Annotated in this window: 6 protein-coding genes; 4 read left to right on the top strand and 2 right to left on the bottom strand. The window is 52.2% G+C overall.

Annotated features, from left to right (window positions below):
- The first annotated feature begins 177 nt into the window (after window positions 1-177).
- Entirely contained in the window at window positions 178-609 is a 432-nt protein-coding gene (locus tag KUIN1_RS22020) for a GNAT family N-acetyltransferase (RefSeq protein WP_011268889.1), read from the top strand.
- A gap of 15 nt (window positions 610-624) precedes the next feature.
- Here KUIN1_RS22020 and KUIN1_RS22015 read toward each other — a convergent pair whose 3' ends face one another.
- Window positions 625-1,710, bottom strand: a complete 1,086-nt coding sequence (locus KUIN1_RS22015; RefSeq protein WP_103713606.1) for a GGDEF domain-containing protein — start codon at window positions 1,708-1,710, stop codon at window positions 625-627.
- An 814-nt stretch (window positions 1,711-2,524) separates the two neighbouring features.
- On the opposite strand from KUIN1_RS22015, the gene KUIN1_RS22010 reads away from it, so the two are divergent.
- The 3 genes from KUIN1_RS22010 to KUIN1_RS22000 all read left to right on the top strand — a co-directional run bounded on the left by KUIN1_RS22010 (window position 2,525) and on the right by KUIN1_RS22000 (window position 12,311).
- Window positions 2,525-10,051, top strand: coding sequence for a neuraminidase-like domain-containing protein (locus KUIN1_RS22010; protein WP_152092300.1), 7,527 nt, complete (start codon window positions 2,525-2,527; stop codon window positions 10,049-10,051).
- Between the two features lie 459 nt (window positions 10,052-10,510).
- Window positions 10,511-11,290, top strand: coding sequence for a hypothetical protein (locus tag KUIN1_RS22005; protein WP_083553794.1), 780 nt, complete (start codon window positions 10,511-10,513; stop codon window positions 11,288-11,290).
- A gap of 589 nt (window positions 11,291-11,879) precedes the next feature.
- Window positions 11,880-12,311 carry a hypothetical protein gene (locus KUIN1_RS22000; RefSeq protein WP_060400354.1) on the top strand — a complete coding sequence of 144 codons (432 nt, stop codon included), beginning with the start codon at window positions 11,880-11,882 and terminating at the stop codon, window positions 12,309-12,311.
- Between the two features lie 152 nt (window positions 12,312-12,463).
- Here KUIN1_RS22000 and KUIN1_RS21995 read toward each other — a convergent pair whose 3' ends face one another.
- A complete protein-coding gene (locus KUIN1_RS21995; RefSeq protein ID WP_172980073.1) occupies window positions 12,464-12,775 on the bottom strand; it encodes a hypothetical protein in 312 nt (103 codons plus the stop codon).
- Window positions 12,776-12,830 lie beyond the last annotated feature (55 nt).

Here is a 12,830-nt window from a genome sequence, read left to right as displayed (position 1 = left end):
TCAGGGTGAAACCGCACGACTTTCGCCGATGCTTATGCAGATTAGCCTTCTTCACGAAGATTTCTAATAGAAAGAACATTACGGGGCGATAGGCAGACTCTGGCAGCGCTGTCATCAAGGCATCAAGCGGCTCTGCTAATCTGCTCAGCCCATGAGACCGCAGGCCTGGCTTAGCCCATGATCACGATTCGCAGCATGACCCTGGACGACTACGATGCGGTCATCGAACTGATGCGCAGCACGCCAGGCATCTCCCTGCGCGACGCCGATTCGCGCGAAGCGACCGCTCGCTACCTCGAACGCAACCCCGGCATGAGCTTCGTCGCCGAGGCGGACGGCACCTTGTGCGGCTGCGTGATGTGCGGGCATGACGGAAGACGCGGTTATCTGCAGCATCTGATCGTGCTGCCCGAGTATCGCCGGCGGGGGATTGCCCATGAGCTGGTCGAACGCTGTCTCGAGTGTCTGGAGGCGCTGGGTATTTACAAGTGTCACCTGGACGTCATGAAGAGTAATGAAGCGGCCGGACGTTATTGGCAGGGGCAGGGATGGACATTGCGGGAGGATATCGATCGGTATTCGAAGGTGCGGCGGGGCGGGAATGTTTGAAGGGGAAAACGGGCGCTAGGCATGCGTAGGCTTTTCAACTGATTGTGTCGCTTGATTGTGCTTTGTCGTGCTGACAGCGTTCGATGAAACTATCCTGCCTTCAAAGGCGATACATATTCTGCCACTGCGCTTGGCGTAATACAGGTTCTCATCGGCCTCTTTCAACAGGTCATTGATCGTTTCAACCCGCGACAAACTCGCCACACCGGCACTGAATGAATAGGGCACTTGAGCCGCGTCATCATGTTGCGCGAGCATCAATAACCCTTCCAGTGCATGTATAGCGTCTGTGGCGTTCGCCGCCGATAAGATCACGCCAAACTCTTCCCCACCCAAGCGACCGAAGCTGATGAGCCCATTTGTGCTTTTCAGCAGTGTTGCAAAACTGATAAGAACATTGTCACCCACGTCGTGACCATGGGTGTCGTTGATACTTTTAAAGTGATCCAGATCAAGCATGGCAAACCACAACGACGATTTATCAGCGGATGCCAGCGCGGTATTCAGACCGGCAACCAGTGCACGACGGTTGGGGGCGTGCGTCAGGGTGTCGGTTTCGGACAGTTCCTGATAACGATCCCTGGCTGCCATGGTCTGCATGATAAGGCTCAGGAAGGTTGCATTCAGGCAGCCGCCCAGTAACGTCGAGCTGATCAGGAACACATAAAACAGAGGTACATGGTCGACGCCGACGGCCGTCAGGTCCGTTTGCCACATGATCAACCAGATCAGCGCAGCCGCGGCGATGTAATCAATAAACTTGACGAAGAATACGCTCATTCCCGTGATGAGCAGGGAGGTGACAACCAACCCCCACATCGACGCTTCCACGCCCATGCGGTCGATCTGTTCATTGAACAGAAAGGTCAGTGATGCCATGTAAATGATGCCGAACAGGCGCCACGCCAGCATGCTCCTGCTATTAGACGTGACAATGATCGACAGCGTCGCCCCCGCCAGCGCGCAGCAGATGAATATATCCAGTGATCGATCAATGGACGGATTCAGACACCAGCTGATAACCCAACTGAAAAGACCGATCAATTGAGACAGCTTCAAGGGTACGAAAATAGAGTTTTTCAGGTTTCTTCTTTGCGGCACGTGCAGTTTTCCATACTGATGCCAGCCGAACCGTTATCGACGGCACACGCCTTGGTCGAACAGGGTGATGATATATGGCCACTATACGTGATTGTCAGATGCGGGGGATGGCCGCTGGTCTTGCGGTGGTGCGCGCAGGCTTTGTTGAATGAGGGGCAGGGCAGGGCAGGGCAGCGGCCGGTCTGGTCTACAGTTGCTTGCGCAGCCAGACGTAGCCCGATGGTCAGATGTAGACCGCATGGGCGCTTCCGCCCTGGCCCATGAATGCGGGCAATACGAAGATTGCCTATCTCCCTGCTCTTGAGGTGGGTCAGCCCTGTTGCCACTGGAATTCCATCGACGCGGGCCAGGTAAATAATCTTTTTCCACCCAGGATCTGTATTTGTCCGAGGTTGACAGTGTTACGAAATGCTCAGCCAATCCGATAAGTTTTGCAACGCAAAGGGACAGGAGACGTTGAATAAAATCCCACGCAGACGTGAGACGCTTGAAACCTTAGACGTAAAGTGAGTTATTTAGAAAACAGCACACTGGAATAAGCGCAACGTCGTCAGCTATATCGATCTATAAACCTGCTCGCCTAAAGCATTCTCGCCTAAAAGACGAGCGTCCGGTTTCAACCGGTCATCATGAATTTAATTTGTTCGCGTTGCTAAAGATTAGTTCATGGCTACGCTCAATTATCATGAACAACACTTGAGCGCCAGGCCCCTCACTCTGAGAGGTGGCGATGTATTTCCGACTGTAATTGTGACAGTGCTTTCATAGCCCCAAACACAGCCATGTGTGCGAATTTAATTATAAGGATATTTCCATGGGTCTTAATAGATTGTCCAGAATAAAACGCTTGTCAGCGCGTGCGGGGCTGGATTCATTGGCTGCACAGGCGTTGATATCCCCCGCAGCCTTTCGTAACAAACTATCGACGAGTGGTTTATCATTCTGTGAGGTCGATGAGCTGTATGAATCAGCCCGTGACGAGCGAGAGGCGGCGCTAATTTACGAGAAATGCTTGCTGGCTCGCTCCTCTCCATTGCTGAAAAACGCAGTGCGTTTGGGCATCAACCCTCCGGACGCATCGCTACGTGATTATGAAGAGCAGTTTGGTCATCGCGCCAGTAGCTATACCTTGCCAGGCTCTGTGTCATCGATGTTCTCCCCGGCGGCCTACCTTTCGGCTCTCTACCGGAATGCTCGCGGCCTGTACCCGGAAGAGTCGCCTTATCACATTGACAAGCGCCGGCCCGACCTGAAGGGGTTATCACTCAGTCAAAGCAATATGAACAAGGAGGTTTCTGCGCTCTCGCTCTCGAACGAGGTGCTGATGACCCTGGCTGGAGAGTCGCTGAAGCTGGATGTAACGGCAGAGGGTCAGGGGTCGGTATTGGAATGGCTGTCTACGTATCGACTCAGTGGCTCGACACCGTATCATCACCCCCATGCCCGTTTGCGTCAGAGTCAGATACAGAAGGATCCCAAGTTTAAACAGTTGGCGGCTAACCCTCGAGTAACGGGTTTGTTTTCCGGGGCCACCATGGCGGGAATGGCGTTTGATATTTCCCCTGAGGTGTACGCTATATTGACGGAGGAAGTAACGGCGGGAAGCGCTGATGAGTTATACGCCAGAAACTTCGGCACTATTGATCCGGAGACGTTGATCACGCCACAGAGTCTGCGTCGTTATTACGGACTTAGTGATGAGGAAGTGGCGCTATTTTCAACAGATTATGCCAATGGGGAGGAGGGGGCTGAAGAATACATCAACAATTTATTGGTGACCAGGATAGGGGATAAGATTTATCGTCTACAAAGCGGACATCCTACGAATACGTTAAACTACGCTTGGTTACTGCCTCAGGCGGACGGAACGTGGTTGTTGAAATTCAGTTTTAGTGATGCTCAGCCTGGTTATGATATTTTTCGGGTGAGAGTTGATACTGCAGACGCTATCATATATGGAGAAAACCAGGATTGGGGGGATTTTGTTCCTGGGCAATCGTATACGGTAAGAATTCAGGCTTCGGAGCTTCTGCAGGGTGAACTTACAATGTCCCTGCGGCGTTATCATTATAACGGCTCCTATGTGGGTGGGGTCGTAAGTTATAATGTAAATATTATTGATTCGTTCCAGTTTTACATGCTTAAATTGAATAAGGCCATACGCCTGTGGCGTGCCACGGGTCTGCATCCTAAAAGCTTGGAAGTCATTGTCAATAGCGTTAATCCTGTTAATATCACCGATGAGACTTTGCAGTTACTGTTTCAGGTTCAGCGATGCGTACAGCGCTATGGCGTTGAGCCTGAAGAAGCCTTGGTTCTCTGCGGAGGACTACTGTCCAACAACAGTTATGACGATAATCAAAGTCTGTTTGATCAGGTATTTAATAGCCCGCCGCTAAATGGCGAGACGTTCGCACCCTCAACGACCTCAATAAACCTGCTGCCGACGAACGCTACCGACAACACTGTTGAAAAAGCTATTTTGAAGCGTGCGCTTAACGTTGACGACGTGGGGCTGTTTGCCTTGCTCAGGATTTTTGACAACGCCGCCTCTTCAGGCGTATTGACTCTTAATCTCAAAAATTTGTCAGCGATGTATGCCCTGAGCCGCTGGGCCCAACTCCACGCGTTAAGTGTGACGGAGCTAGAACAATTATTGAAGGTTGCTGGCTTGCCTAGGCTCACCTCTGAACTGGAAAGTACTCAGCTATGGTCAGGCTGGTTGCAAAAGGTCGACAGCCTGACGCAATGGCTGAACTCGCGAAAACTGTCCGTGGCCGACCTTGAGTTGTTAACGCGCCCGACATTTACGCAGGCGGCTACCACCGAAATTTCGGCGCTGTTGGAAGAGCTTAAGGGTGTGATAAGTGCTCATCCTGACGCCGATACCTTGGAAAAGCGTATCGCCCTTCTAGCACCCGTTTTGGTTTCGTCTTTAGCGCTACCGTCCGCCCCAGTGGCTGAGTCGGTTCTTGCTTGGGCCAATGGCCTCCAGCCAGCTGAGTGGACCGTGGATCAATTCTGGGACGGGGCGGAGACCGACGATGATAGCGTCGTTGCGTTTTGCTACGGACTAGCGCAATTGGCGTTGATTTATCACGCCACAGGTATCAATCCTCAAGCCTTTTCATTGTTTGTAGCCAGTCCTGCCCGGCTCTTGGGTCCTGCCCGGCTCTTGGGTCCTGCACCAGAGGTTGCGGTGTTGCCGCGTGCTTTGGCAACGGTACAAGCGCTTTGCAACTTCAGTGCCTGGCTAAAAAGCCTGGGTGATGGAGCGTCTGCCGTGCTGGCAGCCTTTGTGGCCGACACCCTCACTCCGGCTGATCTTGCAAGGGCGCTGAATGATGATGCGACAAGGTTCGAGCAGGCTACCAGGCAAGCCTATGCTAATACTCAAGCAGCTTCAGAAACGAAACTCAGTGCCTGGTCGGAGATCGACGTCGTGCTGCAGTGGGCGGCGTTGAGCACCACCTTTGGTGTGACACCCGTGAATATCGGGCAGCTTCTTGCGCTGAACTATACCGCAGGTAACCAGCCGCCATGGGACGACTGGGTGCGCGTTGCGGATGCGTTCACGGCAGGGCTGACACCCTACGAGACCAAAGGCATGGAGGCCGCTTTGGCCTCCGGACTGAGCGCCGCCCTGTGTGGCTATCTGCTCAAGTCCGGGATGACTGCCCAGTTGGCAAATAATTCGCGTGAAGGGCTCTATCAATATCTACTGTTAGACAACCTCAACGGGCCACAGGTAATGACCTCTCGCGTGGCTGAAGCCATCGTGAGCGTACAGACATTTATACAGCGGACCTTAAGTGCCGCCGAGTCACAAGGTACCGTAGATAAGGCGGCAGTCACGGGGCAATTCTTTACCGACTGGGAACGGTATAACCAGCGCTACAGCACCTGGGCTGGCGCGGCGAAGTTGGTCTACTACCCGGAAAACTATGTCGATCCCACGGTGCGTCTGGGCCAGAGCGGCATGATGAATACGATGCTGCAAACGTTGGGGCAGGCGCAACTCAATACCGATACGGTAGGGGACGCCTTTAACACCTACCTCAACAGTTTTGAGGAAGTGGCCAACCTCAGGGTGATCAGTGGCTATCACGATAACCTTGACGTTCATGAAGGGAAGACCTACTTCATCGGTACGAACCAGAGCGAAGTGCGTGAATTCTACTGGCGCAGCGCGGACGAAGGCCGGCGCAGTGAGGACGGGCAATTAGCGGCGAACGCCTGGACTGACTGGCGCAAGATTGAGTGTGCCGCACAGCCGTGGGGGGATTGCATCCGGCCGGTGATTTACAAATCGCGCCTTTATCTCTGCTGGTTAGAGCGAAAAGATGTCACTCCACCTAAGGCGGACGGCTCGCCGGGTGATTCGAAGATGTTTGATTACGCCATCAATATTTCCTATCTACGTTACGACGGCAACTGGACGTCACCGAAAATAATTGATGTGACCGAGGAAGAAAATGGCTTTGCGGCTGGCGGTAAGCCACCAGGGATTTATTGCACGAGTTTTGACGCAGAAACAACGATGGCAGTGCTGCTCTATAGAAAAGCAGATAGTTATGCGGATCAACTGCCAGTTCAAGCGGATATGCGTTTAGTCTACATTTATGAAGACATGGCATCGGATCAAAGACAAAGCTCTGCTGAAACTTTTCTTTCGTCTATGAAGTATGAGCTTGATCCCACTGAAGGCAACGTTGTCAATAATAAATACACTCACGGATTGAGTTTAGGAGGCGAGTCAGTTCATGGATTATATGAACGGAATTATGATATCTCAGTCAGTTATGGAAGTTATACGCTCGATGTCAATGGATCTGAGGCTGTCGCGAAAATTTCCATACGTAAGCGGATTACGCTGGTGCCGAGAATTCCCAACCCGTTAAGGCTGCTGTATGAATACTATAGTTCGTTCGCTGAAACACCCTTTCTTCGCGCCCTGAGCTCTGACGACGGCAAGATATGGTTCGTCAGGCAGGGAGGAAAGATATATTTAGCGCTGAGTACTATTTTAACATGGGGAGTTCCTCTTTCTGTATGGGTGTACTACGGTGATGCACATGCCAGGTTGTTAGTGCGTGAAGATGCTGTGAGTGCTGTGACGTTTGTGCTTGCGGTTTACAATGATCCGTATCCTGATTCGATGCTTTGTCCGAGTCCCGCAGGATTTACTGTAATGATACAACTTGTTACGGGTAGTTATCAATTTGATACGCCGCCTCAGTGGATGGCAAATCCTTTTTACCCTTTTTCTTTCGATCTTCTTCAATTAAATGTTTTTGATGTCAACGGACCTCAGGCTTTTTTGGCCGGAGATTATGTGAGTGCTCTTCCTCCCTTTGATGTAAGTGGAATGGTTTTTGACTTTGATGTTAGCAATGTGTCGATTAGTAAAGAATGGGGTGTCCTTCCCTCTTATGATGTGGCGTTCAGCTTCAGCATTGGTGGGGTTGACGGTGATGATCGTATACAGTGGATTGTTCCCATCACTCGAAATGCATCTGACTCAAAAAACATTATCAAAATAAAAAGCACCCCTGAAAAGGCTCAGTATATGGAGGTCGATGCTTATCGCACCCGCCTCAATACACTGTTTGCACGCCAGTTAGTGGAAAGGTCTGCTGCAGGTATCGACACTATTCTTACCTACGAGACGCAAGAGATTCAGGAGCCTCAATTGGGGGCAGGTTTTTTTACTAATATCAATCTACCCGTCTACGACTCTGAGGCTCACGGAGATGAGAGCTGGGTGAACATATACTTTTCATATTTTTTTGAGGTGTCAGATAGTTATTTAGCGTGGGCAGGTAACCTCAGTGCGACGAGCACGACACCCTTAAGATTATTTGTTCCCTATCCCGACAACGGATGGCAGCAAGGTCAAGCTATCCATCTGCGAGTGCAGTACAAGGGGAACGATAATACAGGTGCGATTGGTCGAAGTATTATGTTTTCGTATACGCCCGGTAATGGGGCGGCGACTGTGACCAGGCCTACGACTGCAATGCCTCTCCCAGACGTTGCCCATAGTGTTTCGGTTGACAGTAATCGGAGCATATCGATGGACTTCTCAGGCGCCAACGCGCTCTACTTCTGGGAGCTGTTCTACTACACCCCCATGATGGCAGCGCAACGCTTCCTGCAAGAGCAACAGTTCACGTTGGCCGATCAATGGTTGCGCTATGTATGGAGTCCATCAGGTTATGTTGTTCGCGGTCAGCATGTCGACCGTAACTGGAACGTGCGCCCGCTTCAAGAGGACACCAGTTGGAACGACGCCCCACTCAAAGCTGTAGATCCTGACGCAGTGGCGCAAAACGACCCTATGCACTATAAGGTCGCTACCTTCATGCGGGCGTTGGACCTGCTCATTGCCCGCGGTGATTCTGCTTACCGTAAACTTGAGCGCGACACGCTCGCTGAGGCGAAAGTCTGGTACAGCCAGGCTCTGAACCTGCTGGGTGAACAGCCCTACATCCGCGCCAATGTGCTATGGACTGAGCCGTCGCTAGGCGAGGCATCCTCTGAGGCGTTGGCTGAGCAACACTTGACCGTATTGAGCTTGCTGCGCGACGGGCGAGTCGAAACCCTTAAGTCGATGGCATCGACAAAAACGGCTGCAGCGAGTGCCTTGTTCCTGCCGGAAATCAACGAGGTCATGCAGGGCTACTGGCTAACGTTGTGCCAACGGATGTACAACTTGCGGCATAACCTGGCGCTGGACGGTCAGCCGCTGCTGTTGCCGCTATTCGCCAAGCCGGCTGATCCAAAGGCCCTGCTCAACGCTGCCGTGGCGGCGGAGAGTAGTGGCGGGTCAGATCTCCCCGTCACATCTCTCCCTCTGTGGCGCTTCGAGCCGATGCTCGACAGTGCTCGTGGTTTGGTGTTCCAGCTCATACAGTTCGGTAATGCTGTTCTGGGTGTGCTTGAACGTCAGGATGCAGAGTCGCTGAACGCCTTGTTGCAAAATCAAGGCGCTGAGTTGATGGCTAGCACTATCCAGGTACAAGAAGGCACGCTCAGAGAGCTGGAGGCTGAAAAAGCAGTTCTTTCTAAAGCCAAAGACAGTGCACAGAAGCGATTCGACAGTTACTCCCGCATGTATGATGAAAACATTAATGCTCGCGAACGTTTGTCAATGGATACGCAAGTAGCTTCACAATCGATTGCGGCTGGAGCAAAGGTTGCGCATATGACCGCAGCTGCTTCAGGCCTGGCGCCAAATATCTTCGGGCTCGCCAATGGCGGTATGAAGTACGAAGGTATAGGCAATGCGGTCGGCATTGGTATTACGATGGCGTCCGATGTATTGATGATAACGAGTTTACGCATCGCTCAGGAAGAGATGTACCGTCGCCGGCGCCAGGAGTGGGAGATCCAGCGCAACAATGCAGAGGGCGAGATCCAGCAGATAGAGGCCCAGCTAGCATCGCTCGAGGTGCGCCGCGAGTCTACTGAACTGCAGAAAGCGCACCTGGAGATGCAACAAGGACAAGCACAGGCGCAGTTAGACTTCCTGCAGACCAAGTTTAGTAATAGCGCTCTTTACAGCTGGCTGCGTGGTCGTTTGGCAACCATTTACTTCCAGTTTTACGACCTGGCGGTGTCGCGCTGCCTGATGGCCGAAAAGGCGTGGCACTGGGAGAGTGGCAAGAGCGATACCTACATTCGCGGTGGTGGCTGGCAGGGTACCTGGGCCGGACTTACTTGCGGGGAAGGGCTCATGCTCAATCTGGCGCAATTGGAAACTGCCCGGATGAAGTGGTCTAAACGCGCCCTTGAAATCACACGGACAGTTTCGCTGGCTGATTTTTACCGCAGCACATTGGCAGAAACCGATCAATTTGAACTGTCAGCAGCGGTGTCGGCGTTGCTGAACGGGGATACGCCCCCAGAGGGCAGCGCCGAGCGTGTCAGGCTGGACGAAAGCGGCGCGTTAACGGCTTCAATTACACTGGCAGATCTGAATATAGTTGATGACTACCCCGGCGGGCTGGGAGATCAGCGCCGAATCAAACAGGTCAGCGTATCACTGCCCGCCTTGTTGGGGCCTTACCAGGATATTCAGGCGGTACTCAATTACACCGGCGGGGGGAACGTTTTACCGCCGGGTTGCGACAACATGGCAATTTCGCGAGGAGTGAATGACAGCGGTCAGTTTCAACCCGACTTTAATGACCCACGTTGGTTACCGTTTGAAGGGGCAGATATCAGGGAGGGCAGCATGATAATCAGCTTCCCGCAGGCCGAAACGAAACAGAAGGCGCTGCTGGAAAGCCTGAACGATATCATTTTGCACATCAACTACACGATCCGCTCTTTATAGTCTCCCTGGCTGGACCCGTCTGCAAAGGGGCGGGTCCTTTGGGGAGTCGTATGAGTGACCCGGTTTTCATGGCATCGCTGCACACCGGTGCTTATTAGGTCATCATTCGCGGTGCTGGTCGCTTGCCCGTGCGCTTCCAAAAGCTCGCGTAGATGCGCTGGAATACCAGTTGGAGCGTCAATACCAATAGGACTCCAAAAGCGTCGAAACCCCTGTATTTTTCTGGATTACAGACACAAAAAAGACGCCCTAGGGCGTCTTCATTTGCAATTTGGTGGGCCGGGGTCGTTTGAACCGGGCGGCAAGGTGTCCGTATTTAAAGGGGTAGGCCGGGTTGTAAGTTTCTGGGGATACATGCAGGGATACAGGGTGCTCGACGCTGCGTCTGCCAATGTCAAAAGAAACGGCTAAATTGACGTACATAACGTCAATGATAAGCGGAGCTGGGGAATTGATTAGATGGCTGATCCGGTGAGTACAATTTCGACCGAGCCGTGGCCGAACAACAAATTAATGCTGGAAGCAGTCTACGAATGGATTCGTAGACTCGATAGCTACCCAGGCTGGAGAGAGTGGAACCGCAAAAAACTTGACAGGGTGCTGTTTGACGATGAATGGCTGTCAGACGAGGAGCGCGAGCCGCTCGAAGATTTCAATTTTCCTCCAGAGGTGGATGGGCAATACGCAGTCGTCTATCAATACTTGGGCCTTCATCAGACGATCCAGGTACTGCGCGACTGTGAGTATTACTTCCGACGGTATCCCTTTCGCGGTTTGCCTGTCAGCCATTCGGATCACCTAACGAACGTATGCGAAATGTACTTTGGCCGATTCTATGAGTTTAGGGAGCGGCTCAAGAACTACCTCAATGCCCTAGACGCTTCGGTGTCAAACAATAAGGTAGACGTAGGCAGGTACATAAAGCTGTTCGACAAGGAGTTCGATCAGGAACTGAGAGCTAGGAATTCTGTGCATCACCATCAGCGCTTCTCGGACCAGGCAATCGACCGTATTTATTTAACCCACACGCTGTCTAGAGACCCGAAGGGTCTTGGTTGGAAGGAGGAGCGAGAAAGAGCCTACCGAAAGGTCACAAGCGAATGGGTGGCACGTGTACGCAGTCGTGCAGCCAAGGTCGAAGAGTTTCTAGATGCTACTTCGGCGTTTGCGCTTGCGCATTGCAGCTTCCTTTCGCTGACAACCAACCTTGGGCTGGGGACCCTGAAGGAAGGCCTTTGATACGGGGCTGGAAACCCGCGTGGCTTTGGTAGCTGCTGATCGGTTGACGTTGGTTGACAGTTGACGGGTTTACAGCAGCAGACCAGTAGCTGATGGAATGAACATCTGGGTTCACCACCCGATTGGGTGAGTTCACCGGGTTCACCAGTTCACTAAGCTGTGAAAACGTCGGCTATTCAAGATGCGCGGGTTCCCTGCCCCGTATGCAGCGGAAGTCCTCAGGGTCCCCCGGCTTTTACCGGATTCCATTCGCTGATGGGGCTCACTTCATAGGGGGGCGGGGGACAGACCCTTCAAATGCGGTGTAACTGGTGTTTCAGGTGTAGCGGTATTTATTAAGTATATGAAAAATAAGGATAAAATAGCTGTAACACTTCGCCAAGGATTTCTATGTATGTGATGTAACAATACGGAGCTGTGTAACACTGCCGCTGCCTCTGTGCCGTACGGGCAACCGTGTACAATGGCCGTTAGCGGCCAATGGCTGCTTTTCGCCACCGTTACATTTCCGGCAAGGTTATTCTGCTCCTCATGCCATGCCTATGAGCACTCAGCAACGCGAACGGTCCAAGTTAGAACGGTGGGGAAAATGCTTTCAAAACGAACGGTCCGCTTCCTTGAAGAAATGGCGGGTTCATCGAGCCTCGCTTATCCCGAGGGCGGTTTATTGTTTCGCTACCAGTATGCCTACAGGCAAGCGCATCGCTACCTAAAAGGGGATATGCGAGATGCTTTGCATAGCGACCGTCCGACTGGGTATTGCGAGTTCACGGGACAAATTATCAACGATCTAGCTCGATTTTTTCAGGGCGCCCTTGGGGATTATACGAAAGAAACTGCGTCCGACCACGCTGTCCTAATCGCCTGTAATTTGATCGATTGCTTGAAGGAAGACTTACAAAGTGATCTGGTTGAGCTTGTTGTGGAGGACGGTAGCTATGACATGACTGTTACAATCGAGATGGCAAGCAGATCAAGGAATGACTACTCAAGGCTGGAGTTGTTCTGGTCTGTCGATTGACGGCCTTTAGGTCTGGTTGGTTAACAATGCGAGCCCAAAACCGGCCCTTGTGGGGAAAGGGCGGCGGCCAGTGAGGCGACTGCTATCGGCCAAAAGCGGACAGTTACGCAAAATTAGCAACCCTTCCTTGAAGCTTGATGGCGTCTACGAAACTAGGGGCGATTCACACCCTTATCCTCAATCATCTCAAAGTAGGTGCCGCAGGGGCTGATTTTGGTTACAGCTCCAGACAGCAATGTTCCGTCTGGTAGAATAATTTGCGCATGACTGATAGCAGGCGATTTCAGCAAATCCACACCTAAGTTAGCCACCTGGACGCTCGTTTTTTTGGCTAGTTCTCGACAGATCAAAATCGGCTGGGCCGAGTACCTCGCCCGACGGCCGAGACCAGGGGCAATACCATAGGTCAGCGTAAGGTCGACCTCGCAAGACATTTCTGTTGGTAACTCGTTGCTTTTCATCATTGTCTCCTACTTCTTCTTGATTGGCATGGCATCAAAATCGCCTCTGCTACGATAC

The sequence above is a fragment of the Pseudomonas sp. KUIN-1 genome (genome assembly GCF_009176725.1).
GTDB lineage: Bacteria > Pseudomonadota > Gammaproteobacteria > Pseudomonadales > Pseudomonadaceae > Aquipseudomonas > Aquipseudomonas fragariae.
Note: the sequence above shows the minus strand (reverse complement) of the source record. Positions and strands in the feature narration are given on the sequence as shown.

What these genes read in the sequence shown, in the direction of transcription:
- KUIN1_RS21995 (WP_172980073.1), bottom strand. Translation starts at nt 12,775, where the DNA reads ATGATGAAAAGCAACGAGTTACCAACAGAAATGTCTTGCGAGGTCGAC.
- KUIN1_RS22020 (WP_011268889.1), top strand. Translation starts at nt 178, where the DNA reads ATGATCACGATTCGCAGCATGACCCTGGACGACTACGATGCGGTCATC.
- KUIN1_RS22005 (WP_083553794.1), top strand. Translation starts at nt 10,511, where the DNA reads ATGGCTGATCCGGTGAGTACAATTTCGACCGAGCCGTGGCCGAACAAC.
- KUIN1_RS22010 (WP_152092300.1), top strand. Translation starts at nt 2,525, where the DNA reads ATGGGTCTTAATAGATTGTCCAGAATAAAACGCTTGTCAGCGCGTGCG.
- KUIN1_RS22000 (WP_060400354.1), top strand. Translation starts at nt 11,880, where the DNA reads ATGCTTTCAAAACGAACGGTCCGCTTCCTTGAAGAAATGGCGGGTTCA.